Annotated in this window: 22 protein-coding genes; 7 read left to right on the forward strand and 15 right to left on the reverse strand. The window is 66.0% G+C overall.

From position 1 onward, the window contains the following. Positions 1 to 61: 61 nt before the first annotated feature. Genes HOP59_RS06240 through HOP59_RS06255 form a run of 4 tightly spaced genes read right to left on the reverse strand, consistent with a single transcriptional unit; the run spans position 62 to position 3,991 of the window. Positions 62 to 871, reverse strand: a complete 810-nt coding sequence (locus HOP59_RS06240; RefSeq protein ID WP_234253216.1) for an ABC transporter ATP-binding protein — start codon at positions 869 to 871, stop codon at positions 62 to 64. Continuing rightward, positions 868 to 1,998, reverse strand: coding sequence for a FecCD family ABC transporter permease (locus HOP59_RS06245; protein WP_234253217.1), 1,131 nt, complete (start codon positions 1,996 to 1,998; stop codon positions 868 to 870). Before HOP59_RS06245 ends, HOP59_RS06240 begins: the two co-directional genes overlap by 4 nt. 41 nt (positions 1,999 to 2,039) lie before the next feature. Continuing rightward, the gene (locus HOP59_RS06250; RefSeq protein ID WP_234253218.1) at positions 2,040 to 3,062 is read right to left on the reverse strand and encodes a FecCD family ABC transporter permease; all 1,023 of its coding nucleotides are present in this window, start codon (positions 3,060 to 3,062) and stop codon (positions 2,040 to 2,042) included. Then, on the reverse strand, positions 3,062 to 3,991 hold the full coding sequence (locus tag HOP59_RS06255) for an ABC transporter substrate-binding protein (protein ID WP_176342821.1): 930 nt from the start codon (positions 3,989 to 3,991) through the stop codon (positions 3,062 to 3,064). Before HOP59_RS06255 ends, HOP59_RS06250 begins: the two co-directional genes overlap by 1 nt. 199 nt (positions 3,992 to 4,190) lie before the next feature. On the opposite strand from HOP59_RS06255, the gene HOP59_RS06260 reads away from it, so the two are divergent. Both HOP59_RS06260 and HOP59_RS06265 read left to right on the forward strand, forming a co-directional pair. Continuing rightward, positions 4,191 to 5,180 carry a LysR family transcriptional regulator gene (locus tag HOP59_RS06260; protein ID WP_086509532.1) on the forward strand — a complete coding sequence of 330 codons (990 nt, stop codon included), beginning with the start codon at positions 4,191 to 4,193 and terminating at the stop codon, positions 5,178 to 5,180. Positions 5,181 to 5,265: 85 nt separating this feature from the next. Further along, positions 5,266 to 7,422: a TonB-dependent receptor domain-containing protein gene (locus HOP59_RS06265; protein ID WP_234253220.1), complete on the forward strand. Its 2,157-nt coding sequence runs from the start codon at positions 5,266 to 5,268 to the stop codon at positions 7,420 to 7,422. 74 nt (positions 7,423 to 7,496) lie between these two features. On the opposite strand, the gene HOP59_RS06270 is transcribed toward HOP59_RS06265, so the two are convergent. The 5 genes from HOP59_RS06270 to HOP59_RS06290 all read right to left on the reverse strand — a co-directional run bounded on the left by HOP59_RS06270 (position 7,497) and on the right by HOP59_RS06290 (position 12,752). Then, the gene (locus HOP59_RS06270) at positions 7,497 to 7,916 is read right to left on the reverse strand and encodes a hypothetical protein (RefSeq protein WP_103969755.1); all 420 of its coding nucleotides are present in this window, start codon (positions 7,914 to 7,916) and stop codon (positions 7,497 to 7,499) included. A gap of 100 nt (positions 7,917 to 8,016) precedes the next feature. After that, positions 8,017 to 8,697, reverse strand: coding sequence for an NAD(P)H-binding protein (locus HOP59_RS06275; protein WP_234253221.1), 681 nt, complete (start codon positions 8,695 to 8,697; stop codon positions 8,017 to 8,019). Then, positions 8,694 to 9,236 (reverse strand): heme utilization cystosolic carrier protein HutX, encoded by a 543-nt coding sequence (gene hutX / locus HOP59_RS06280; RefSeq protein ID WP_234253222.1) that lies wholly within the window; start codon positions 9,234 to 9,236, stop codon positions 8,694 to 8,696. Before hutX ends, HOP59_RS06275 begins: the two co-directional genes overlap by 4 nt. Positions 9,237 to 9,274: 38 nt before the next feature. Next, complete coding sequence (hutW, locus tag HOP59_RS06285) at positions 9,275 to 10,684, reverse strand: heme anaerobic degradation radical SAM methyltransferase ChuW/HutW (RefSeq protein WP_234253223.1); 1,410 nt, start codon at positions 10,682 to 10,684, stop codon at positions 9,275 to 9,277. A gap of 13 nt (positions 10,685 to 10,697) precedes the next feature. Continuing rightward, on the reverse strand, positions 10,698 to 12,752 hold the full coding sequence (locus HOP59_RS06290; RefSeq protein WP_234253224.1) for a TonB-dependent receptor plug domain-containing protein: 2,055 nt from the start codon (positions 12,750 to 12,752) through the stop codon (positions 10,698 to 10,700). A 202-nt stretch (positions 12,753 to 12,954) separates the two neighbouring features. Here HOP59_RS06290 and HOP59_RS06295 point away from each other — a divergent pair, with 202 nt between their 5' ends. From HOP59_RS06295 to HOP59_RS06305, 3 genes are read left to right on the forward strand one after another with little or no spacing between them, the layout of a single operon-like run. Next, positions 12,955 to 13,878, forward strand: a complete 924-nt coding sequence (locus tag HOP59_RS06295; RefSeq protein ID WP_234253225.1) for a heme/hemin ABC transporter substrate-binding protein — start codon at positions 12,955 to 12,957, stop codon at positions 13,876 to 13,878. After that, a complete protein-coding gene (locus HOP59_RS06300) occupies positions 13,878 to 14,936 on the forward strand; it encodes a FecCD family ABC transporter permease (RefSeq protein WP_234253226.1) in 1,059 nt (352 codons plus the stop codon). The genes HOP59_RS06295 and HOP59_RS06300 overlap by 1 nt, the downstream gene beginning before the upstream one ends. Beyond that, a complete protein-coding gene (locus HOP59_RS06305; protein WP_234245169.1) occupies positions 14,929 to 15,717 on the forward strand; it encodes a heme ABC transporter ATP-binding protein in 789 nt (262 codons plus the stop codon). The genes HOP59_RS06300 and HOP59_RS06305 overlap by 8 nt, the downstream gene beginning before the upstream one ends. Positions 15,718 to 15,726: 9 nt before the next feature. Here the strand turns inward: HOP59_RS06305 and HOP59_RS06310 are convergent, their stop codons facing one another. The 6 genes from HOP59_RS06310 to HOP59_RS06335 all read right to left on the reverse strand — a co-directional run bounded on the left by HOP59_RS06310 (position 15,727) and on the right by HOP59_RS06335 (position 22,211). Beyond that, positions 15,727 to 16,485: a sulfite exporter TauE/SafE family protein gene (locus tag HOP59_RS06310; RefSeq protein ID WP_234253227.1), complete on the reverse strand. Its 759-nt coding sequence runs from the start codon at positions 16,483 to 16,485 to the stop codon at positions 15,727 to 15,729. Between the two features lie 13 nt (positions 16,486 to 16,498). After that, positions 16,499 to 17,545, reverse strand: coding sequence for an ABC transporter ATP-binding protein (locus HOP59_RS06315; protein WP_234253228.1), 1,047 nt, complete (start codon positions 17,543 to 17,545; stop codon positions 16,499 to 16,501). Next, complete coding sequence (locus HOP59_RS06320; RefSeq protein WP_234253229.1) at positions 17,535 to 18,641, reverse strand: ABC transporter ATP-binding protein; 1,107 nt, start codon at positions 18,639 to 18,641, stop codon at positions 17,535 to 17,537. Before HOP59_RS06320 ends, HOP59_RS06315 begins: the two co-directional genes overlap by 11 nt. Further along, positions 18,616 to 19,584, reverse strand: coding sequence for an ABC transporter permease (locus tag HOP59_RS06325; RefSeq protein WP_234253230.1), 969 nt, complete (start codon positions 19,582 to 19,584; stop codon positions 18,616 to 18,618). The genes HOP59_RS06320 and HOP59_RS06325 overlap by 26 nt, the downstream gene beginning before the upstream one ends. Then, complete coding sequence (locus HOP59_RS06330; RefSeq protein ID WP_010626296.1) at positions 19,581 to 20,561, reverse strand: ABC transporter permease; 981 nt, start codon at positions 20,559 to 20,561, stop codon at positions 19,581 to 19,583. Before HOP59_RS06330 ends, HOP59_RS06325 begins: the two co-directional genes overlap by 4 nt. Before the next feature lie 66 nt (positions 20,562 to 20,627). Then, positions 20,628 to 22,211, reverse strand: a complete 1,584-nt coding sequence (locus tag HOP59_RS06335) for an ABC transporter substrate-binding protein (protein WP_234253231.1) — start codon at positions 22,209 to 22,211, stop codon at positions 20,628 to 20,630. 226 nt (positions 22,212 to 22,437) lie between these two features. Here HOP59_RS06335 and HOP59_RS06340 point away from each other — a divergent pair, with 226 nt between their 5' ends. Together HOP59_RS06340 and HOP59_RS06345 are read left to right on the forward strand one after the other, a co-directional pair. After that, complete coding sequence (locus tag HOP59_RS06340) at positions 22,438 to 22,893, forward strand: thioesterase family protein (RefSeq protein ID WP_234253232.1); 456 nt, start codon at positions 22,438 to 22,440, stop codon at positions 22,891 to 22,893. 81 nt (positions 22,894 to 22,974) lie between these two features. Next, positions 22,975 to 25,026 carry an NADH:flavin oxidoreductase gene (locus tag HOP59_RS06345; RefSeq protein ID WP_234253233.1) on the forward strand — a complete coding sequence of 684 codons (2,052 nt, stop codon included), beginning with the start codon at positions 22,975 to 22,977 and terminating at the stop codon, positions 25,024 to 25,026. Positions 25,027 to 25,038 lie beyond the last annotated feature (12 nt).

Below are 25,038 nucleotides of genomic sequence, written 5' to 3' on the forward strand. Positions count from 1 at the left end.
CGGGGGCGACGGTTCGCACTACGACGCCAGCGCTCTTTTCGAGCGCTGGCGTCGTGGTTTTTCAGGATGGGTGAATATTGAATCGCGGCGCCCGCCGCACGTTGGCCAGCAGCAGGCTGCCGGTGGCGGGGTCGGGGATCAGCGTGCAGTCGATGTCGTAGAGCTGGCGTACCAGCTCGGTGGTGACCACTTCGCCTGGCGGGCCGGCGGCCACCAGCTGGCCATGGCGCAGGGCGACGAGGTGGTCGGCGTAGCGGCAGGCACTGGCGAGGTCGTGGAGCACCATGACCACGGTACGGCCGTGGGCGGCCAGCCGGCGTACCAGTTCGAAGACCTCGATCTGGTGGCCGAGATCGAGCGCCGAGGTGGGCTCGTCGAGCAGCAGCAGCGGGGTCTGCTGGGCGATGGTCATGGCGATCCAGGCGCGCTGGCGCTGGCCGCCGGAGAGGGTATCGAGGGGCCGGTCCGCCAGTTCGTCCACATCGGCCGCGGCCAGCGCCTCGTGTACCACTTGTTGATCCTCCGCCGACCACTGGCGCAGCCAGCCCTGGTGCGGCTGGCGACCGAAGCGCACCAGCTCGGCCACGGTCAGCCCCTCCGGGGCGCTGGCTTCCTGCGGCAGCAGCGCCAGGCGCCGGGCCAGTTCCCTGGCCGGGAGCTGCTGGATGTCCTGACCGTCGAGCACCACCGCGCCCTGGCTGGGCGCGTGCAAGCGCGCCAGGCCGGCCAGCAGGGTCGACTTGCCGCAGCCGTTGGGGCCAACGATGGCGGTGACCTGGCCCGCCGGCAGCGACAATGCCAGCGCGTCGATGATGGTGGTACGGCCGTAGCGCAGGGTCAGGTCGCGGGTGGCGAGTTCATGTCGGGTCATGCCAGATTCCTCGAAGCCGGTCGCAACAGTATCCACAGCAGCCAGGGGCCGCCGACCACGGCGGTGACGATGCCCACCGGGATCTCGATGGGCGAGAGCAGCACCCTTCCCGCCAGGTCGGCCAGCACCATCACCAGCGCCCCCGCCAGCGCCGAGGCCATGACCGGCACCCCGCGTGGCGAGGAGAGCGAACGGGCGATTTCCGGGCCGATCAGGCCTACCAGCCCCACCGGGCCCGCCACGGAAACCGCCAGGCCGGTGAGCAGCACCGAGACCGCCAGTACCTGCCAGCGGCGCTGTGACACGCGCAGGCCGAGGCCCGAGGCCACGGCGTCGGAGAAGCGCATCAGGCTCAGTGCACGAGTGAGCCACAGGGCAGTGCCCAGGCCCAGCGGCAGCCCGACCGCAAGCAGCATGACGGCACCGGCCGGGCGGGCGTTGAGCGAGCCGACCGTCCAGGGATAGGCGGCGTTGGCGGTGTCGATGTGCACCTTGGCCAGCAGCAGTTGGGTGATGGCACCGAACACGGCGCCGACCCCGATACCGGCGACGATGAAGCGGTAGCCGCGGGTGCCGCCACCGGCGGCCAGGCCGAAGGTGAGAGCGGCCGCCGTGGTCGCCCCCACCAGGGCCATGGCCGGCGGCGCCAGCGACACGCCCAGGCCGATCACCGAGGCCACGGCGAAGGCGGTGGCGCCGTTGTCGATACCGATGATGCCGGGCGTGGCCAGGCGGTTGCGGGCCAGGGTCTGCATCAGGCAGCCCGCCACGCCGAAGGCGGCACCGGTGAGGCAGGCGGCAAGCAGCCGCGGCAGGCGTAGTTCCTGAACCAGGAACACCGCCATCAGATCGCCGCGCCCCACCAGCGCCGGCAGCACCGCCTTCGGCGCCAGGGCGCTGCTGCCCATGGTCAGATAGGCGAACGATGCCGCCAGCAAGCCCAGCAGCAGGAGCAGCGCGGCCAAGAAGGCGCGTCTGTCCACCAGCACGCTGTAGGGTGCCCGTGCGCCGCCCAACTGCCAGGCCAGGCACCAGTGGCCGGCCGGCGCGGAAGCCGCCGTTGCCCGGTCGTAGCCGTGCCCGACGGGCTGCTGTTGGAGCCCGTCCTCGGCAGTGTTGCCGTGCATTGCCCCCTCCTCTCTCATCAGGCGCATAGCGTTCATCAGGCTCATAGCGTTGGCATGCGCCGCGCTCTCACCACGGCCACCAGCACGGGCGCACCGCACAGCGCCGTGAGCACACCGAGCGGCAGTTCGGAAGGTGCGACCAAGAGGCGCGATACGATATCGGCCGTGATCACCATCAGCGGACCCAGCGGCAGACACAGCCACAAAGTACGGCGAATATCGGGGCCGGCCAGCGCTCGAGCGGCGAACGGAACCACCAGCCCGACGAAGGCGAGGGGGCCGGCGGTGGCAGTCGCAGCGCCCACCAGCAGCGCCACCGCCACGATCACCAGCAGCCGGATGAGCCCCGGACGATGGCCGAGGCCGCTGGCAACGCGTTCGCCCAGCGAGAGAGCCGCCAGCGGGCGCGCCACGGCGAGCACGATGGCCCCCGCCAGCAGCAGGCTGGGCAGGATGGCAAGCAGATGCTCGAGTCGGCGACCGGCCAGGCTGCCGACGATCCAGAAGCGAATTTCGTCGGCGGCGCGCTGATCGAACAGCAGCAGCAGCGAGGTGAGCGAGAGCAGCAGGCCGGTCAGGGCGGCGCCGGCCAGCACCAGCCGCACCGGATCGTTGCCGGCACCGCTCACCCGCGCCACGCCGAGCACGCAGAGACAGCCGACCATCGCGCCCAGTTGGGCCACGCCGATCCGCATCGTGGTAGCGGTGGCGCCGAGCACCAGCGCCACGGCAACGGCAAAGGCCGCCCCGGCGCTGACGCCGAGCAGACCCGGCTCTGCCAATGGGTTGCGCGTCACCGCCTGAAGCAGGGCTCCCGCCACCCCCAGGGCCAGACCGACCACGAGGCCCACCAGCGTCCGCGGCAGGCGCAGCGAGCCGACCACGAACTGGGCTTCGGCATCGCCCTGCCCGGTGATGGCGGCCCAGGCCCGAGCCGGCCCAACGTCGCCGGCCCCCCACAGCAAACTGGCCAGACAGACCAGCACCAGCAATGCCAGCAGGCCCGCCAGCCTCGCGGAGAGGCGGCGGGCCTGGAACAAGCCCGAAGGTCGTGCTGCGTACATCAGGGTGTCAGCGCAGCATCGAGCTGATCGAGAATCGTCAGCGCCGCCAGCGGGCCGGTGGCGCTCGACCACAGCTGGCCGTCGACGGGCACGACCTGGTCGCGAGCCACCACGTCGAGGCGGGCAAAAGCGGGCGTGGCCTGCGCGGCTTGCAGGGCTTCCCGCCCCTCCTCGTTGAGGGTGGCCAGGAACAACCAGTCGGCGTCCACACGGGAAAGGTTCTCGAGGCTTAGCGGATCGCTGTGTGGGCTGTTCTCACGGGTCAGCCCGGCATCGTGAACCGCCACGCCTGCTGCGCGCAGAAGGCCGGCCGTGAAGAGATCGGCGGACATGACCATGGGGCCTTGCGGCATCCAGCGCACCAGCACGGCACTGGGGGCCTCGTCGGCCGCAATGCGCTCGGCGACCTCGGCGGCGCGAGCATCGACCTGCTCCAGTGCGGCTTCGATTTCCGCCTCGCGCCCCAGCGCCTGGGCGAACAGGCGGGTCTCGGCGCGCCATGCCTCCGGATCCAACCCTTCGGTCAACGGCACGACGGTGGGCGCCATGCGCGAGAGCAGCCGGTATTGCGCTTCAGGTAGCTGCGGCGGAGCGAGAATGACGTCCGGCTCCAGTGCCAGCACGGCCTCGAGGTTGATCTCGCGCACCACACCGACGATGGCGGGTCGCTGCTCGCCCAGATGCGCCTCGATGTAGCGGGCCATGCCGTCGCCACCACGGGTGGTAACGGCACCCAGCGGCGTGACGCCAGCCGCCAAGGCAACGTCGAGTGCACCCTCGTAGAGCGTCACGACGCGTTCCGGCGACCTGGGTACCACGACCTCGCCAAACGCCGTCTCCACGCTGCGCTCGGCCCAGGCGGTCAGCGGCAGCAACGCGAGCACGGCGACCGACAGGGGCAGGCGCAGCGCGCCGACCCAGTTCCGCATCCCTTTCATCACGAACCTCGCACACGAAAACTAATGCGAATTATTATCACAAAGAATTGCAAAGCTATGCCATGCAACACCTTGTTGCGGAAACTGCAACGCCCTCTCGACCTAATGAAACTCAACCAGAATCGTTTTCATTTATCTCCACGACTCTTACACTGTCGCATTCGATGCCACTCATCGCCGAGGAATGGCCATGTACGATCTCGACGAGCTGCTCGCCTTCGATCACGTCATGCGTTCCGGCAGCCTGACCCGCAGCGCACGAGCTCTCGACCTAGCCAAGTCGACCCTCAGCCGGCGTATCGCCCAGCTCGAACGAAAGTTGGGCCAGCCCCTGCTGCGCCGACAGTCCAACCGACTGCTGCCCACCGAAGCCGGCCACGCCTTTCATGTCTACTGCCGGCAGATTCTCGAGCTTGCCGAGCAGGGCCGACAGGCGTTGGAAGAGTTGAACGAGGAGGTCAGCGGCGAGCTGCACGTGGTCGCGCACAACGCGTTGGCCCGCAGCTGGTTGTCCGCTCGGCTGACCGCCTTCATGGAGGTCCACCCCGAGGTACGTCTCACGCTACGCACCGGAACGACACCCACCCTCACCGCCGATAGCCAGGCGGTGACCGTGTGGCTGGGCGAGGTGCGCGGCAGCGAACTGCGCCAGGAGGTGCTGGGCTGGCTCCACCGCGGCCTTTATGGACACCCGGACTACTTCTCTCGTCAGGGCCAGCCACAACACCCTCGCGAACTGATACGGCACACCTGGATCGATCTGCTCGGCGAAACCGAGCAGGGGCTCACCCTCACCCACCGTGGGCAAGGCGGCGAGTTCCACTTTCGCCCCCCCGAGTCGCGCTTCCGCGTCGACCAGCAGATGCTGCATGGCGATGCCCTCGCCAGCGGGCACGGCCTGGGACTGATGTCCGACTGGTTGGCACAGGCGCGCGAACGCGCTCACCCCGGCTCTCTCGTGCGTTGCCTGCCGGAGTGGGATGCACCGGCCGTGCCGGTCACGCTGCTGTACCCCTATGGCTTCCGGCCGCGGCGGCTGAGTGCCCTACTGGCCTTCCTGCGTCAGTCGCTACCGAACGCATGGCAACCAAGCCCAACCCCTCAGCTCGAGCCGACGAGCGTAGCCGGAAGCGAAGGTGTTGCCAGTCGCGCAACGCAACGTTGCCTGTCCTCCCCCTGAGCAAAGGGAACTTTCGGCATTAGAATCACCTGCGTTTGATAATTAATATCATTTGATAATTTTTTCATGCTCAGCAGGTGATCTCATGCTCCATGCCCGTCGCACCGCTCTGGCCGTTGCCGTCGCCAGCGCACCGCTCGCCTTCACCGCCCAGGCGCAGGATAGCGCCCGCCTCGACAATGTCGTGGTGACTGCCGCCGGCTTCGAACAGTCGCTGCGCGACGCCCCGGCCAGCATCTCGGTGGTGACCCGCGAGGAGCTGGAGCGGCGTCAGTTTGCCAATATCGCCGAAGCCATCGCCGACATTCCCGGCGTCGACGTACGCTCCGGCGTGGGCAAGACCGGTGGCCTGAATGTCAGCATTCGCGGCATGCCGAGCAACTACACCCTGATTCTGATCGACGGCCGGCGCCAGAACGCCGCCGCCGACGTCACCCCCAACGGCTTCGGCGAAACCGCCACGAGCTTCATGCCGCCGCTGTCGGCCATCGAGCGTATCGAGGTCATTCGCGGCCCCATGTCGACCCTGTACGGCTCCGACGCCATGGGCGGCGTGATCAACATCATCACCCGCCGTGTCGCCAACGAGTGGAGCGGCTCGGTCAGCGCCGAGAGCACCTTCCAGCAGCATCGCGAAGAGCCCAACTCCCAGGCGCTCAGCGTCTTCGCATCCGGCCCGCTGGTCGAGGAGAGCCTGGGCCTGCAGTTGCGTGGGCGGGTCTACAACCGCGGTGCGTCGGAGCGACTGATGGAGGGTGCGGGACGCGACCCGCGTCCGGCCGAAGGGGAGATCTACTCCATCGGCGGACGCCTGAACCTCACGCCGGACGACACCAACGAGTTCTGGCTCGACGCCGAGCGCGCCCGCCAGTGGTACGACAACACAGACAGTCGCCTGGGCAGCCTCGATGGCAGCAACCCGAACAATCCCGACCAGGTCTACGGCTACGACGATCACATGCGCTTCAACCGCGACCAGATCGCTTTGGGGCATACCGGACGCTTCGCGGCGGGCACCTGGGAGAGCAGCGTGACCCACGCCATCACCGAGACCGTCGGCCGCACCATTCCGCACCCCAACGCGGGGCCCGGCACGCCGCATCCCGCCCTGCCCCACGCACCGATCATCGGTTCGCCGCGTACCCTGGAAAACGAGCAGACCGTGCTCGACACCAAGCTCACCACCAATCTCGGTGCGCACATGCTCACCTTCGGCGGCCAGTACATGGAAGCGGAGCTGACCGACGACCTGGCACCGGACAGCTACGACGAATCCCAATGGGCGCTGTTCATCGAGGATGAGTGGTGGCTGCGTGACGACCTGGCGCTGACCCTGGGCGGCCGCTACGAGAACCACGACGCCTTCAGCGGCCACTTCACGCCGCGGGGGTATCTGGTGTGGAACGCCGACGACAGCTGGACCCTGAAGGGTGGCGTCAGCCGTGGCTACAAGACACCGACGCTCAACCAACTGAGGGATGGTATCAACAACGTCTCCGCCCAGGGCGCCAGACTGCTGATCGGCAACCCGGACCTACAGCCGGAGAAGAGCACCAACTACGAGATCGGCGCGCATTACGACAACCTGGCCGGCTTCTCAGCGGGCGCCACATTCTTCCACACCGATTTCACCGATCGCATCGTCACCGCCAGCGAGCGTGCCGTCAGCGGGCATCCGACCATTCCCGACGGCACCTATGACCAGGCGATCAACATCGGCGAAGCGCAAACCCAAGGGGTGGAGCTGGAGGCCCGCTATCGTTTCGCCCCTGCCTGGGAAGTGAGCGGCGGTTACACCTACACCGATACCGAGATCAAATCCGATGAAGCGCGTGGCGCAAGCCTGACGCTGGCGCCCCGGCACAAGCTGACCGCCGCCGTGAGCTGGGAGATCAACGAGCGCTGGAGCACCACCCTGGAAGGTGAGCACTACAGCGGTCGCAAGCGCTTCGCCTCCGCGCCGGAGGCCGGCACCCAGGATGCCGCCCTCGCCGCTACCGTGGGCGACAAGTTCAAGAGCTACGAGCTGTTCAACCTGAGTTCCACCTACCGCGTGGGGGACAACGTGCGACTGACCGGCACCATCTACAACCTGCTCGACACCGACTTCGGCACCGGCACGACCTACGAGTACGAAGGCGAGACCTTCGCGGCCTATGAGTACTTCACCTCGGGCCAGTCCATCAACGGCGCTTACATGCCCCGGCGCAGTTTCTGGCTCTCCGCGACCTACGAGTTCTGACCGGCACCTGCCTGCCGTTTCGCATCGTTACCTTCGCCCCGGCTCTGCCGGGGCTTTTTCTTGTGCACTGGGCGTCATTCATCCGCCATACGCAGTATCACCGAGTAGCGATAGTCGTGGTCCTGCAACGCTGAAGGGGAACCCGCGTAGGGGGTGGTCACCCGCAGGTACCAGACGCCGGCGTCGAGTTCACGTTCGATGCGGAAGTTGCCGTCGACACCGCTGTGCCAGTCACGTTCCACGACCTCGCCCTCGGCGTTCATCAGCTCTCCCGAGGGCGCGCCCATGGCGGAGTCCCAGGGAAAGGTCTCGCTTTCCAGTACCACGCGGGTCGGCTCCTGCAGGGTGAAGGTGAAGTAGCGCATTCCCGTCGACATGACCTCGAAGGGGCGGTCGGGTGCCAGCGGGATGGCGTAGTCGCGTGGATCGCTCGTGCCCGCACAGCCCGTCAGTAGCAACAGCATCGAGAATAGAGCAGCAACGCAGCGGCGCATGGCAGCCTCCTTTGCAGCTAGCGCGTTACCTTCAGCCTACTCCCAATAGCCGTTCCACGCCCAGCCAGATCAAGCGCAGCGCAACCTTGCAATGCCTTCGTCAGCCTCTTCCCGCCTTAATCGCGACAGGCTCGATGGGGTTGTCGCAGCGGGCTTGGTCGAGATCCACCGCGGCGTAGATACCGCCCATAGTCGCCGCATCATCCAGCACGGCAGCGATCAGCTTGGCCAGATCAGCCCGATGGATGAAACCATGCATGGCAGGGTCGGTGCTCAGTATCCCTCTACCTGTGGCGGGCTCGCTCTTGAGGCCACCAGGTCGCAGGATGGTGAAAGGCAGCCCGCTTGCGCGCAGATCATCCTCGGCACGCGTCTTGGCATCCACGACTTGCCCAAAGGCCTCGATGGCACGCGCCGAGCGATGAGATGCCATTTCACCGCAGCCGATCGAGGTCACCAGCACGATGCGCTCCGGCAGGTAGTCGTGCGCGACCTCAATGATGAGCCGGTTCCCCAGCTCATCGGTGTAGCCACCATCCGGCGCCAGCCCCGAGAGGGTCGAGACGATACGACCGCCCTCTCCGAGCTTGCGAAAGGCCTTACGTACGTCATGGCTGCTGAGCGCATCGCCCATGACGCACTCGACACCCAGTGACACCAGGGGCGTTTCGTCGCTGGTCGGACGCACGAGAGCGATGACCCGCCGGTCTCGCTCTCGCAGGATTCGCGCCACCTCGAGGCCTGCACCTCGCGTGGCACCGAAGATGAGTGTCGCACTCATGCCGCGTACCCGCGTTGCCGGGTCAATCGCAGGACCAGGGATTCGAAGCGCTCCAACTGATCGGGGCGCAGCTGACGCGATGCATCACGCCCGATGTAAACCTTGAACATGCTGTTGCCGTCAGCACTGAAGAACTGCACCGAGGCTGTGGGTGTACCCATGAAAGGACGCCTGAGGAAGATGATATCGCTGCAACAGTCTGGCTTGAGATGGCCACTCAGGCCCGAACCGCCCTTGAGGTTGTAGAAACCACGACCCAGCTCGCCGCCAGGCAGCGGACCGGTGAATTCGAGGATCACCCCGTCGGTATGCACGATGGTGGTAAGCTCACCCCACTCGGCAAGCTCCTGCATCACGCTGACGAAGTGGCTGCCATCGATACGTTGCCAGCACGCATCAGGCAGGCAGCGCACGACGTCGAGCAGGGTCACGTCATGCTGCAGCGCCATGGCTTCCAGAATGCCATCCTGGCTTTCCGCCAGTTGCAGACGCAGCTTTTGCAGACGTTCGGTCTTGGCGGACAACAGTTCGGTCGACATGCTTCTCTCCTTGAGGTTGGTAATCGTACCGCTTCGTTTCAGGTGACATCAGGCACGCTTGGGGCGCCTGTCGAGTGGGTAAGTTCCTGCTTGAGACCTGCAATGAGATTGGTGCTCCAGAACCGGCCCGCAGTGGTCAGGGTGACGATTTCGCCGTGATACTCCGCCAGGCCGGCCTGCTGCCAGCTGCCGAGCAGTGCCTCCAGGCCCGCGCGGCGAGCATTCAGGCCAGGCCAGCGCCGCAGCAACTCAGCGATGTCGAGCCGTGCCGTTTCCAGCATGCCGGTCACCCAGTCCCGCAGCGGCTGATGCTCATCGCTTCTCAGCATGCCCGTGATCGCCTTGCGCCCCTCACCCCCCGCCCGCAGATAGCCCGGCAAGTCGGCGTCGATGCTATAGCTGTAATCGCCCAGACTGCCTCCTGCCCCCGCACCGAAGGCGAGTGTCTCGGCTCCAGCCTTGATCAGCAGGTTGTAGAGATTGCGTTCGCGGGTACAGCTTGCCCAGTGGCTGTTGCTGACCTGGTGCCAGCCGGCCCCGGCCAGACGCTCGCAGGCCCGTTCGTACAGGCGCGCCTGCCCGGCAAGGGAAACGGGCGGCGCAAGCTTGCCGTTGGTCACCGCTCGATGTAGCGGCGTGCCCGGGAACATGGCCAGACAGTAGACATCGAGCCCATCGGGCCCAAGTGAGAGCGCGGTATCGATATCGCGAGACCAGACGGCCTGGTCCTGGTCGGGCAGGCCATACATCAGATCGATGACCACGGCGGCACGGTCGCGTGCGATCAAGTCACCGATGAAACGCTCCGCCTCGGGACCACTGGCACGTCTTCCCTGCTGTTGCCGCACCTTGGTATCGAAGCTCTGCACACCGATGGAGATGCGATTGATGCCGGCCTCCAGGCAAGCGTCGACCTTTTCATCGTCGAAGTGGAGAATGCGCCCCTCCAGCGTCAGCTCACAATCCGCCGCCAATGGCAGTTCGCTGCGCAGCACTTCGATGAGGCGCACCAGGTCGATGGTCTCCAGCGCCGTGGGCGTGCCACCGCCCAAGTAGAGCGCGTGGATCGGCGCCTTGCCTACACATTGCATATCGGCATCGAGGCGCACCTCGTCGATCAGCGCTTGAACGTAGCGCGCCGACTCTTGGTACCGATACTTGTTGCGGTAGAAGCCGCAGAACAGGCAATGATTGGCACAGAAGGGTACGTGCACATACGCCAGCCGCTTGCCGGAGTCCGGTGACGAATCGCACAATCCGCGCCAGACATCCGCGATTTCCACACGCGGTACCGGCCGCTTGTCCAGCCAAGGCATCAATGGCACGCGGGAAGTGAAGGCTTCCGCTATAGGGTCTGAGCTGACCCTGGGCAAGTCGGCTTCGAGTCGTGGCGGCTGAGGCGGCGCCGCCGGTCGCCGCTTGCTGCGGGTCGAGGCAATCAACGTCATGTCGGCCCCTCGCTCAGAAGTGCAGAGTGGTGGTCAAGGTGACGCTGCGCTCTTCACCGGTGAGTTCGCCGAAGGAGCGGTAGCGCTTGTCGAGCAGGTTGTCGAGGCTCAGCCCCACGTCGAGCCGGTCGGCATACTGCAAGCCCAGGTAGGCATTGAGCGTGCCGAAACCGGCCGTGCGAGAGGTCAGCTCGCCCGCGGCATTGCGCTCACGTACCTCGCTTTCTCCACGCAGGAACAGATCGCCCTCCAGACGCATGGCAGAAGCAGGCATCCACTCCTGGCGCACGCCCAAGCGCCCCGCAAGCCGCGGCGTACCGCTATCGTAGGTTTGCGACTCGCCGAAGTCGTACTCACGGCGCAGCACGCTGCCGTTCAGGTAAAACGCCGTGTCCGTCGCCGTCAGGCGATGCTCTCCGAAGAGTTCGAGCCCGGTAGTCGTCGCCTGATGAATGTTGACGTAACGGCGGATCGGCTGCGGGCCGGAAGTGTTGTCCACTTCCTGGCCGATGTAGTCCTCTGCCCGGGTGTGGAAAAGCGTGGCATCAAGCGTCAATCGGCCATCGCGGTAGCGAGCGCCGAGCTCCACGGTGTTGGCTTTTTCCGGCAAAAGCTCAGGGTTGCCCACGGTAGTCTGGCCCCCTGCCGTGGTGGTCAGGAACAGCTGCTGCAGCGTCGGGTAGGAGTAGCCCTGGGCCAGGTTGGCGCGCAGCGACCAGCTGTCACCGGGCGTATATACCAGGCCCAGCGAGCCCAATGCCCGGGTATCGGTATTGCGCTCCAGTGCCTTGTCGCTGCTGGCTTCCAGTTCGGCCTCGACGGCATAGACCCGCCCACCGAAATAGGCGGTGGTATCGTCGTTCAGTTCCCAGGCCTGCTGGGCGTAGCCCGACAAGGTCTGGATGCGCGCCTCATCGGACGTGGCGGTATAACTACGCTGCCCGGCAGGCGGCGGAAACGGCATGAACACATCCGACGTCTTGTCCGTGGCCAGGGCGTCGTTCTCGTACTCCAGCCCCAGCACGCTGCTGCCGAGCCCGGTCACTGCCAGTTCCAGCTGCAGATCGGCGCCATAGGTGGTCTGGCGATCGTCGCTGGTGGTGCCGACCGTCATGCCGCTGGTCATGGCAGCCTGGTTCTCGAACAGCCGATCCACCGTCTGATGATATAGACTCGCTTCCACCCGGCTCACGGCCGGCGACGACGGCGCCCCCTCATAGAACAGGCCTACCTTGCGCAGATCGCGCTGCGGTAGCCTGATGGAGAACTCGGTGAAACCTTCAGGCAGCGGGTTGTAGACATCGGCCTCGAGGCGGTACTGCTCGGCCTTCAATGCGACATAGTGGTCGCCTTGGCGAAAGCCGAAATGGGTCGAGAGCTGGTCCTGCTCGAAGCCGGAGGGCGACAGCCTGCCTTCGGGCGTGCGGCGATCCCCCTCATCGGCCAGGCTGCCGGTCACCCGCCAATCCACTGCCCCACTCGCCCCCTGCAGGGTGGCACTGGAGTGATAACCCCGTGTGGCCGAGAAACCCGTCGCACTGACGCTGCCCTCCAGCGGCCTCTCGCCGCCTCGGCGAGTGATGATGTTGACCACCCCGCCGATGGCGTTGGAACCGCTGAGCACGGACGAAGGCCCGCGCACCACTTCGATACGTTCGATGATGGCGGGGTCGAGTAATAGCGGCGTCCCATAGGGCGAATGATCGGTCAATGCATGGCCATCGACCTTGATGGTGACCCGCCGCGACGTCTCACCGCGAATGCTGATTCGCTTCATACCGGCCGTGCCGTCGTCGAACAACCTCACACCGGGGACGTCTCGCAGCAGCTCAGCCACGCTGGTGGTCGGCGTGCGCCGCAGCTCATGGGCCTCGAGGGCCGTAATCGAGGCGGGATTCTCGAAGATCGAGGTCTGGGTCCCGGTGCCCAGCACGACCATCGTCTCCAGAGCGCCAGGACGCGACTCTGCCGATGGAACGGTGTCGGCGACAGCAGCAGGTATCGCGGCCACGGCAAATAGCGGCGCCATCAGCACACCTAATCCGCCGCCCTTGGTAGGTAGTTCCATTGTCCATTTCCCCCATGATCGAGACAGCGCACAAATCTATGATCAAATAATAATCATTAGCAATACTCCTTTTCTTACGTTTATGACCTAGATCAGACTTTCTTCGACTCGAGTCCGCGCCATCGCTTTTCTCGCTTGGGAGAGCTTGACCGACACAACAGATAATGATCACCATTCCCATTTGAGGCGATGGGGGAGCATCATGTCGAATTCACGACACACCAAGCAGGAGCGAGCACGCCGTGCATTGAGACGCCGACTATTGGGCGGTCTCGTGATTTCCCTCTGCTCGGCTTCCGTGCAGGCGGGTGCCGCCGAACGGATCGTCATCGCTGGCGGAGATCTGACCGAAATCGTCTTTGCCTTGGGCGAGGGGCAGCGGGTGGTCGGCGTGGATACCACCGCCACCTACCCCGCCGAGGCGGTCGACCTGCCCAACATCGGCTATGTACGCGCCCTGTCCCCTGAAGGCGTCCTTTCGCTTCGACCTGAGAGCGTGCTCGTCAGTCATTTCGCCGGCCCGGAAACCTCCCTGTTACGTCTTAACGATGCCGGCGTGCGGGTCTTCCGGGCGCCCGCACCAGAGGGCAACGCTCATTCCGATGTGGCCGCCAAGATTCGCTTCGTTGGTGAAGTGCTCGACCGTGAAGCTGCCGCCACGAATCTGATAGAAATCTTCCATGCCGAGCTGGACAGCACCATCCGGGAAGTCGAATCGCTGCACCCCACCTCGGGTTGGCCACCCCGCACCCTGTTCGTGCTCTCGGCAGAGAGCGGCCCCCTGGTCGTCGGTGGCAAGGGAACCGTAGCGGAACAGATGATCGCCCTGGCTGGCGGCGAGCCGGTCACCGGCAACGTTCAGGGCTACCGACCGCTGGCAATGGAAAGCGTCATGGCGTTGGCGCCCGACGTGATCGTGATGATGGAGGAACAGTTGGCGTCCATTCCTCACGAGCGCGTGCTGCTGCGCTCGGACCTGGCGGCCACGCCGGCCGGTCGGCACGGTCGGCTGATTGCCATGGATGGCATGCTGCTGCTGGGCTTTGGCCCGCGCACGCCCGAGGCGATACGTGAGCTGAACCGATCCTTGCATCGCGCCATGGCGAAAGGGATGGAACCGAACTGATGGCAAGCGTCGGTCTGGAGCTCGAGCGCCACGGCAGCCGCCGGCAGCAGTTGGTCGTCGTCGGTCTTGGCATCCTGGCACTGAGCCTGGCCATGGCGGAGCTGGCGCTTGGCCCGGTCAGGATGAGCGGCGCCCAGCTCTGGGGCGGGCTCACCGGCAGCGGTGATTTTCTGGATATCAACATCATCTGGCAGATTCGCCTGCCACGGCTGGCACTGGGCGTTGCCGTGGGCATGGCACTGGCACTGGCCGGCACCGCGCTGCAGGGCATGCTGCGCAACCCGCTGGCAGACCCGGGCCTGATCGGCATTACCGCCGGGGCATCCATCGGTGCAGTCAGCGCCATTGTGCTGGGTCGCCTGATCGCGCCGGAGCTGCCGGCTCTGCTGCAGACCGCGCTGCTGCCCCTGGCCGCTTTCGTCGGCGCCACGCTGGTCATGGCGTGTGTCTTCACCCTTTCCCGCCGAGGCGGCGAAACCTCCGTGGCGATGCTGATCCTGATCGGCATCGCCATCAATACCATCGCTGGCGCTCTCATCGGCGTGCTGGTCTATGTGGCCGACGACCAGGCGCTGCGCGACCTCACCTTCTGGAGCATGGGCGGACTCGGCCATGCGGGCTGGCCCGTGGTGCTCATGGCTCTGGGCGTGGCACTGGCAATGGCCCCGCTGTTCTGGCGTCAGGCGCGTGGACTCGACCTGTTTCAATTAGGCGAGCGCCAGGCGTTCCACACCGGGCTGAACGTCGAAAGCAGCAAGCGCACCCTGGCTTTTGCCGCCGCACTCAGCGTGGGGGCCGTTACCGCAGCCGCAGGTCCCATCGGCTTCATCGGGCTGGTGGCACCCCATCTCGCCAGACTGCTGGTAGGGCATGCTCACCGCTGGGTGTTGCCGGCATCGGCGCTGCTCGGTGTCAGCCTGGTACTCGCCGCCGACCTCGCCGTGCGCCTGGCGATTGCGCCCCAGGAGCCTCCCATCGGCATCGCCACCAGCCTCATCGGCGGCCCCTTCTTCCTGTGGCTGCTGACGCGACGACTCAGGAGTTCATCTCATGCTTGAAGCCAAGGCGCTCTCCCTCAGCAAAGGCGGCAAGACGCTGCTTTCGAACATCGACCTGTGCCTCAGGCCCGGCGAGCTACTCGCCGTGCTCGGGCCCAACGGCGCCGGCAAGTCATCGCTGATGAACTGCCTCAGCGGTGCCGAACGCGGCATCTGCGGCCAGGTGGTCATGGACGGTCACGATCCCGCCGCCCTGGACGCCGCCAGCCTGGCGCGACAGCGCGCCGTACTGGAGCAAACCCCACGCATCAGCGCCCCCTTCAGCGTGGAGGAGCTGATCCAGCTGGGCGCACCTCGTGCCCTGCCGGCCAACGAGGTAGCAGAACTAAGCGAGCAGGCCATCGAACTGCTCAGCCTGAGCGCACTGAGACGCCGCTGCGTGCCCTACCTGTCGGGCGGCGAGCAGCATAGAACCCACATGGCCAGGGTGATGGTCCAGCTGTGGGCCGGCCAGCGGCTGGGCGGAGGGCGCTATCTGCTGATCGACGAGCCCACCTCGAGCCTCGACCTGCAGCATCAGATCACGGTGCTGCGCGCGGCACGCCAGGCCGCTGCCCAGGGGTGCGGCGTGCTGGCGATCCTGCATGACCTGACCCTGGCCGCCAGCGTGGCGCACCGCATCCTGCTGCTCAAGGATGGTCGGGTGATCGCCGACGGCCAGCCGCAGGAGGTGCTGACGCGCCAGCGCCTGGAGGCCCTGTACGGCCTGCCTGTGAGGGTAGAGACAGGCGACGTGCTGACCGTCACCCCGGACTATGCAAGATGCTGGGCCGCGGCTTGAGCGGTCGGCCTATCCGGCACCCAGCCGCTCCACGCCCAGCCAGATCAGGCGCAGCGCCAGCAGGGTGAGGACCCACTTGAAGAAAAAGTCGAAGCGATGGTCGGTCACCCGGTTCAGCAGGCGCAGGCCCAGCCAGGTGCCGACGAAGCCCGCCACGATCATGACCAGCATCAGCCCCAGCCAATCGCGGAAGACGAAACCGGCAAAGCCGAAGATGAACGCCTTGGTGGCATGTTGAAAGGTCATGCAGGTGGCGAAGGTGGCCACCCGCGGCAGCCGCTCGCTCATGCCGAGCTTGATGAACGAGGCGACCATGGGGCCGCTGGCACCCACGAAACTGGAGAGCAACGTGGTGAGCGCACCGGCGATCACGGTGCCGGTACGCCCCACCGCCCGCTGGGGCAGGCCCGGCCCCCAGCAGGAGTAGAGCACGAAGGCGGCGATGCACAGCTCCAGTACGCCGTAGGGCAGGCGAATCAACAGCCACGCCGCCACCAGGGCGCCGACGATCACACCAGGCAGGAAGGCGACGACGATGTCACGACGAACGTGTCGCCAGGTCATCACCGCCCTGCCACCGTTGGAGCCGAGCTGCACCATGCCGTGCATCGGGATCAGCGCCGTGGCCGGCATCACCTGGGCCATGGCGATGATCAACAGCGTGCCCCCGCCGATGCCGGCCGCTGCCGACAGCGCCGAGGTCACTACCGAGAGCAGCACCAGGGCCAGATTGACCCCGGCCGAGAGCGGCGAGAGCAGCTCCAGCATCAGGCCGGACGCCTCACGGCAGCCTGCCCTCCTCGACGCCGTGGCACGCCACCTCGCTGCCATCGCTGCGAGCGATCAGTCGCGGCACCTCGGCCTTGCAGCGCTCGTTGGCATGCGGGCAGCGCGGATGGAAGGCGCAGCCGGTAGGCGGGTGTACCGGATTGGGCACCTCGCCCTGGATCACGGTGCGCTCCTTGCCCACGCCCTCCAGCGACGGCACCGCGGCCAGCAGCATCTTCGAGTAGGGATGATGGGGGTTCTCGAAGAGCTGGTCGGCCGGGGCGATCTCGGCGATGCGCCCCAGGTACATCACCGCGATGCGGTCCGACATGTGCTTGACCACCGCCATGTCGTGGCTGATGAACAGGTAGGTCAGCCCGTACTCGTCCTGCAGGTCGCGCATCAGGTTGAGGATCTGCGCCTGCACCGAGACGTCCAGCGCCGAGGTCGGCTCGTCGCAGATCATGAACTCCGGCTCGTTGGCCAGCGCCCGGGCAATCGAGATGCGCTGACGCTGGCCGCCGGAGAACTCGTGGGGGTAGCGGTTGGCGTCGGGCGCCGAAAGCCCCACCTGCTCGAGCAGCTCGCCCACCCGTCGCCGACGGTCGGTGCTGCTCATCTCGGGGCGGAAGAAGCGCAGCGGCTCGCCGATGATGGTGCCCACCCGCCACAGCGGGTTGAGGCTGGCGTAGGGGTCCTGGAAGATCATCTGGAAGCGCTTGCGCACGCTGGCGGCCTGGCGCCCGGTGCGCCCGGCCAGGTCGCTGATGTCCTCGCCGTCGAACACCAGCTTGCCGCGGGTCAGGCCGTAGAGCCCCACCACCAGCCGCGCCACGGTGGACTTGCCACAGCCCGACTCGCCTACCAGCGAGAGCGTCTCGCCGCGGCGGATGGAGAAGCCCACGCCGTCCACCGCCTTGAGCGTGAGCTTTTCGCTGCGCTCGATCACCCGGTTGAGCCAGGGCTTGGAGACGTCGAAATAGCGCGCCAGGTCCTGTGCTTCGAGCAGGATCTCGCCCTGCGCCGCGGCGCTCTTCTTCACTGCCGTATCAGCGCCCATGGCTCACCTCCTCTCCCTCTGCGTCCTGCCGTGGCGGCAGCGGATCGACCGGGTCGTGCAGCCAGCACGCCGCCCGGCTGCCACCGGCCGGCAGCAGGTCGGGCCGCTCGTCGCGGCAACGCTGCTGGGCGTGGGGGCAGCGCGGGTTGAAGGCGCAGCCCGAGGGAATCGCCGCCAGCCGCGGCATGGCGCCTTCGATCTGGTAGAGCCGGTCGAGGCGTTTGGCAATCCCGGGGATCGAGGCCATCAGGCCCTTGGTGTAGGGATGCTGCGGGTGGCGGATCACCTCGTCCACCGGCCCGATCTCGATCAGCCGCCCGGCATACATCACCGCCACGCGGTCGGCGGTCTCGGCGATCACGCCCATGTCGTGGGTGACCAGCATCACCGCCGTGCCGTGGTCGGCACACAACCGCTTGAGCAGGGCGAGAATTTGCGCCTGCACCGAGACGTCGAGCGCCGTGGTGGGCTCGTCGGCAATGATGAACTCGGGGCGCGCCGCCAGCGCCAGGGCGATCACCACGCGCTGGCGCATGCCGCCGGAGAACTGGTGCGGGTAGCTGTCGATGCGGTTCTCGGGGGCCGGAATGCCCACCTCGCGCAGCAGCTTGAGCGCCTCCTCGCGAGCCTCGCGCTCGTTCATTGGCAGGTGGGCGCGGATCGTCTCGATCAACTGGTCGCCCACCGAGAACAGCGGATTGAGGCTGGTCAGCGGGTCCTGGAAGATCATGCCAATGTGGCGACCGCGCAGTGGCACGAAGCGCTCTTCGGGAAGATCGTCGATGCGCTTGCCCGAGAGGCGGACTTCACCGGCAGCGATATGACCGGGCGGCTCCAGCAGCCGGATCACGGCGTTGCCGGTCATCGACTTGCCGGCACCGGACTCGCCCACCACACCCAGCACTTCGCCGGGGGCGATGTCGAAGGAGACGTCGTCCAGCGCCACCAGGGTGCCGTGGCGGGTGGGGAACTCCACCCGCAGATGGCGCACGGAAAGAACCGGCTCCTGCCCTGCGGTGCCAGGCTCGTGGCCCGCCACCGGGGCAGCGCTGTGCTGAGCCAGGCGTTGGTTATCGGAGCTTGGGGTTGAGGACATCACGCAACCAGTCTCCCAGCAGATTGACGGAGAGCGCCAGTATCAGCAGCGCCACCCCGGGGAAGAGCAGGATCCACCACTCTCCCGAGAACATGTAATCCTGGCCCACCCGGATAAGGGTGCCCAGGCTCGGCTGGGTCGCCGGCATGCCGACCCCCAGGAACGACAGCGTGGCCTCGGCAATGATCGCCAGCGCCAGGCCGATGGTGCCGATGACCAGCACCGGTCGCATCACATTGGGTAGGATGTGCTGGAACAGGATCTTACGCGCCGGCAGGCCTATCACCCGCGCCGCCTGCACGTACTCCTTGCTCTTCTCCACCATGGTGGCGCCGCGCACCGCCCGGGCGTACTGCACCCAGTCGGAGAGGCCGATGGCGATAATCAGTACGATGATGGCCACCTCGGCGTGCATCGAGCGCGGCAGGAAGCCGCGGATCACACCGAAGATCAGCAGCGCCATCAGGATCGACGGAAAGGTGAGCTGCACGTCGGCGATTCGCATGATCAGCGCGTCGCGCCAGCCGCCGCGGAAGCCCGCCAGCAGGCCCAAGGCGGTGCCCATCACCAGGGCGAAGATCACCGCGGCGAAGCCCACCAGCAGCGAGATGCGCGAACCGTAGAGAATCGCCGAGAAGACGTCGCGGCCCTGGCTGTCGCTGCCCAGCAGGTAGAAATTGCCGGTGAAGTCCGAGGTGGTCATCGGCGGCGTGAAGGCGTCGATCAGCTCCAGCTGGCGCGGATCGAACGGATTCTGCGGCGCGATCCACGGCGCGAACAGCGCGGCGGCGAACATGATCAGCGTCACCAGGGTGGCGACTATTACCACCGGCTGGCGCTTCCACGAGTAGACGATGTCACTGTCGAGGAAGGTGCGCCACTTGCTCGGCTTGGGCGGCACCACGGGTGCGGCGCTGTCACGGGTCTGAGCGTCCTGACTCATTTGCCACCTCCCTGGGCGCGCAGCCGCGGGTCGACGGCGTAGTAGAGCAGATCCACCACCAGATTGATCACCACGAACACCAGCGCGATCATCATCAGGTAGGCGGCCATCACCGGCACGTCGACGAAGCGCACGGCGGTGATGAACAGCGCCCCCACACCGGGCCACTGGAACACCGTCTCGGTGATGATGGCAAAGGCGATGATGGTGCCGAGCTGCAGACCGATGATGGTGATGACCGGGATCATGGTGTTCTTCAGCGCATGACGTAGATGCACTACCCGCTTCGACAGCCCCCGCGCACGAGCGAACTTGATGTAGTCGGTGCTCAGTACCTCGAGCATCTCGGCCCGCACCAGGCGCATGATCAGGGTGAGCTGGAACAACCCCAGGGTGATCGCCGGCAGAATCAGCGAGCGCAGCCCGCTGGTGGTCAGCAGGCCGGTGGTCCACCAGTCGCCGAGGCGCACCGTCTGGCCACGACCGAAGGCCGGCAGCATGCCGAGTTCCACGGCGAAGATGTAGATCAGCAGCACGCCGATCAGGAAGGTGGGCAGCGACACGCCGATCAGCGAGGCGGTCATGATGAAGTTGGCCAGCCAGCTGCGGCGACGCAGCGCGGTGTAGATGCCCAGCAGAATGCCCATGACCACGGCGAAGATGGCCGAGATGATGGCCAGCTCCAGGGTGGCCGGCAGCCGCTCGAGAATCAGGTCGGTCACCGGCCGGGCCGAACGATAGGAGATGCCGAACTCGAACTGAGCGGCATTGACGATGAAATTCCAGAACTGCACCACCACCGGCTGGTCGAGACCGAGCTGGGCCCGCAGCGCGGCGCGGTCGGCCTCGGTGGCCTCCTGCCCGAGCATGTTGAGCACCGGGTCGCCGACGTAGTGGAACAGCGAGAACGAGATGAGCGCGACCACGAACATCACGAAGATGGCCTGCAGTACGCGCTGGATCAGAAACGCTAGCATGGGATCACCAAATAACGACGATACCCCCGGCCGCTTGTGGCAGCCGGGGGTAGAGCCTCGAGACGCTTAGTTGTTGAAACGCAGATACTTGAAGTGCGGCGTATTCTCGCTCTGCACCTTGAAGTCGATATCGTCACGCATCGACCAGGTCAGCATCTGGTGGTGGATCGGGATGTAGACGATCTCGTCGTGAACGATCTGCCACGCTTCCGCGATCATCTCGTTGCGCGCCTCCTCGTCGACCTCCTGGCCCATGGCTACGGTCAACTCGTCCACCCGCTCGTCGGAGAAACCGGTGAAGTTCCAGGTGCCGAGAGCGTCTTCCTTGGTGTGGTAGAGATAGTTGAAGACGTACTCCGAATCCATGGTGGGCACGCCCCAGCCCAGCAGGTAGAAGTCGTACTCACCCCGCGCCAGCTCGGCGAAGTGCAGCGAGCGGGTCTGGGCCACCAGATCCACGGTAATGCCGATGCGCGCCAGCATGCTGACCACCGCCTGACAGATCTGCTCGTCGTTGACGTAGCGGTCGTTGGGGCAGTGCAGAGTGACGCGGAAGCCGTCGCCGTAGCCGGCCTCTTCCATCAGCTCCTGGGCGCGGGCGGTATCCGCCTCGAGAACTTCGTCCATCTCCTCGCTGTAGCCGTTGACGAAGGGCGGTGCGATCATGCCGGCCGGCTCGGAGTTGCCGCGCATGACGGCACGTTGGATGGTGGTGGCATCCACCGCCAGGTTGATCGCCTCGCGCACGCGACGGTCGGCGAAGGGGTTGTCGTCGGTATCGGCGGTGCGCAGCTGGGCCGAGCCCATGTCCATGCCGAGGAAGATGGTGCGGTTCTCGGCGCCCTGCTCGTTCTTGATGCCGTCGGCGTTGGCCAGGCGCTCGATGTCCTGTACCGGGGTTTCCTGCAGGAAGTCGACTTCGCCGGAGAGCAGTGCCGCCACGCGGGTGGAAGCCGACTCGATGGGCGTGAATACCAGACGGGTGATCTCCATCGGGTAGTGGTCGATGCCCCAGTAATCGTCGTTGCGCACGAACACGGTGCGCACGTCGGGCTCACGGCTCTCGACGCGGAACGGACCGGTGCCGTTGGCGTTGCGCACGGCATAGGTCTCTTCGCCGGCGGCGTAGTTCTGCGCCTCTTCCACCCCATGCTCTTCCGCCCACTCGCGGCTCATGATGAACAGGTTGGTGAAGTTGTTGGGCAGCAGCGGGTTGGGCTCGTGGGTCTCCACTTCGACGGTGTAGTCATCCACCGCGCGCACTTCGGAGATCGAAGTGAGCAGACCGCGCATGTCGGCGGGCTCGCGGCGCGCCCGGTCGATGGAGAAGGCCACATCATCGGCGGTCAGCGACTGGCCTTCGTGGAAGGTCACGCCCTCGCGGATCTTGAACACCCAGACGGTCGGCTCGTCTTCCTTCACGTACCACTCGGTGGCCAGGCCGGGCTGGTAGGCCACGTCCATGTCCTGATAGATCAGCGTATCGAAGATCTGATGGTTGACCGAGTGGGTAGGCCCCTCGTTCTGGGAGTGGGGGTCCATGGTCAGACTGTCCGCGGAACGGGTCCAGCGCAGGGTTTCGGCATTCGCTGAGGTGGCCAGCATGGCGCCGATCACGGCGGTGGCCAGAAGGGTCTTCTTGGGTAGCATCTTGTTATGTCCTCAATCAAGCAAGCGTTTGATGGGCTGATGCCCTGGAGAGGTTTCTCCCATACCTTAGCCAAGAAAGCCAGAATTACCTTAGGATTGCTTTTCAGCGCTATTTCGACTGTAGACAGTTACATTTCCGGTATTGCGAGCAATTCCTGGCAAACCGCTCGGCCGGTTTCGCTTCGTCGCCAATAGACGCAAATGCCGAATCAAGGGAAAGATACCCATGACACTGCTGACGACCCGGGTCGCCCCGGAGTGGGTCGACTACAACGGCCACATGAACGATGCCGAATACGCCCGCGTCTTCTCGCTGACGGTGGACACCCTGATGGAGCGCATCGGCCTCGATGCCGAAGGCCGCGAGCGCCAGGCCTACACCCTTTTCACCCTGGAAACCCACCTCTGCTACCGGCGCGAAGCCCATCAGGGACAGGCACTGGAAGTCGAGGTGCTGCTGCTCGACCGCGACGCCAAGCGTCTGCATCTCTTCTTCACCATGAGCGACGCAGCCGGCGAGACGCTGGCCACCAGCGAGCAGATGCTGATGGGCATCGACACGGCCAGCCACCGCCCCGCGCCCTTCCCGGCTGAGGTAGCCGCTGCGATCGCCACCCTGCCGCAGGCCGAGGCGGGCGCCTGGCCTGCGGCGGCTGGGAGGCGTATCGGCATTCCGAGATAAGACACCCATGAACACTTAATTGACACTAGTGTACATAGCCATCTACTGTTGTCGAACAGACAACAAGATGGAGGCCCGGGCATGGCCAACGATCCGCTGCTGCAGCCCTTTCAGCTCAAACACCTGACCCTCCAGAACCGGCTCATGATGACCTCCCATGAGCCTGCCTATCCCGAGGACGGCATGCCCAAGGCGCTCTACCGCGCCTATCACGTCGAGCGCGCCAGGGCCGGCCTGGGCCTTACCATGACCGCCGGCTCCGCGGCGGTGGCCAAGGACAGCCCGCCGGTGTTCAACAACATCCTGGCCTACAAGGACGAGGTGGTGCCGTGGATGCGTGAGCTCGCCGACGCCTGCCATGAGCACGGCACCGCGGTGATGATCCAGCTCACTCACCTGGGCCGGCGCACCCGCTGGGACAAGGGCGACTGGCTGCCGGCGCTGTCGGCCTGCCACCGCCGCGAACCGGCCCACCGCGCCTTCCCCAAGCAGGTCGAGGAGTGGGACATCGATCGCCTGATCCGCGACTACGCCGATGCCGCCGAGCGCATGCACGCCGCCGGCCTCGACGGCATCGAGCTGCAGGCCTACGGCCACCTGATGGATCAGTTCTGGTCACCGCTGACCAACACTCTCGAGGGGCCCTACGGCGGCGAGTTGGACAACCGGCTGCGCTTCACCTTCGACGTGCTGCGGGCCATTCGCCAGCGGGTCGGTGACGAGTTCATCGTCGGCGTGCGCTATACCGGCGACGAGATGCTGGAAGGTGGGCTGACGGCCAGCGACGGCATGGAGATATCGCGGCGCCTGAAGGAGAGCGGCCTGATCGACTTCCTCAACGTGGTGCGCGGTCACATCGACACCGACGCGGGCCTCACCGACGTAATCCCCATCCAGGGCATGCCCAGCGCCCCGCACCTCGACTTCGCCGGCGAGATCAAGCGCCAGGTCGATTTCCCCACCTTTCACGGCGCCAAGATTCAGGACGTGGCAACGGCGCGCTACGCCATCGCCTCGGGCAAGGTCGACGTGATCGGTATGACCCGCGCCCACATGGCCGATCCGCACATCGTGCGCAAGATCGTCGAAGGCCGAGAAGAGGAGATCCGCCCCTGTGTCGGCGCCAACTACTGCCTCGATCGCATCTACCAGGGCGGTGCCGCCTACTGCATCCACAACGCCGCCACCGGGCGCGAAACCAGCATGCCTCATAGCATTCCCAAGGCAGCGCGGAAGCGCCGGGTGGTGATCGTCGGCGCCGGCCCCGCGGGGCTGGAGGCCGCCCGCGTCGCCGGCGAGCGGGGCCATGAGGTGGTGGTGCTGGAAGCTGCCAGCGACGCCGGCGGCCAGGTGCGCCTCACCGCCCAGAGCGAGCGCCGCCGCGAGATGATGGGCATCATCGACTGGCGTCTGGCGCGCTGCGAGGCGCTCGGCGTCGAGATTCGCTACAACGTCTGGGCCGAGGTCGAGGACGTGCTCGCCGAGCAGCCGGACGTGGTGATCGTGGCTACCGGCGGCTACCCCATGGACGACCAGCCCGCGGTCGGCCACGAGCTGGTGGTGAACACCTGGGACATCCTCTCCGGCCACGTGGCGCCGGGCAAACGCGTGCTGCTGTTCGACGATGCCGGCGATCACGCTGCCATGCAGGCGGCGGAGATCATCGCCGCCAGCGGCGCCGAGCTCGAGATCATGACCCCGGACCGCACCTTCTCGGCAGAGATCATGGGCATGAACCTGGTGCCCTATATGCGCGCCCTGCAACGCCCCAACGTCAGCTTCACGCCCACCTACCGGCTGAGGTCGGTACAGCGCGACGGCAGCGAGCTGCTCGCCAAGATTACTAGCGACTACGTATCGCCAGGCAAGCAGGACCTGGACCACGGACGGCGCATCGACCAGGTGGTGGTCAACTACGGCATCACGCCGATGGCGGACGTCTACTTCGAGCTCAAGCCGCACTCCAGCAACGGCGGCGAGGTAGACTACGATGACCTGATCGCCGGCCGACCCCAAGCGGTCGTGCGCAACCTGGAAGGCCGCTTCCAGCTGTTCCGCATCGGCGATGCCGTCGAGTCGCGCAATACCCATGCGGCAATCTACGATGCCTTGCGGCTGGTGAAGGATATCTAAACGGAGACAACC

The organism is Billgrantia aerodenitrificans, assembly GCF_021404405.1.
Classification (GTDB): domain Bacteria; phylum Pseudomonadota; class Gammaproteobacteria; order Pseudomonadales; family Halomonadaceae; genus Halomonas; species Halomonas aerodenitrificans.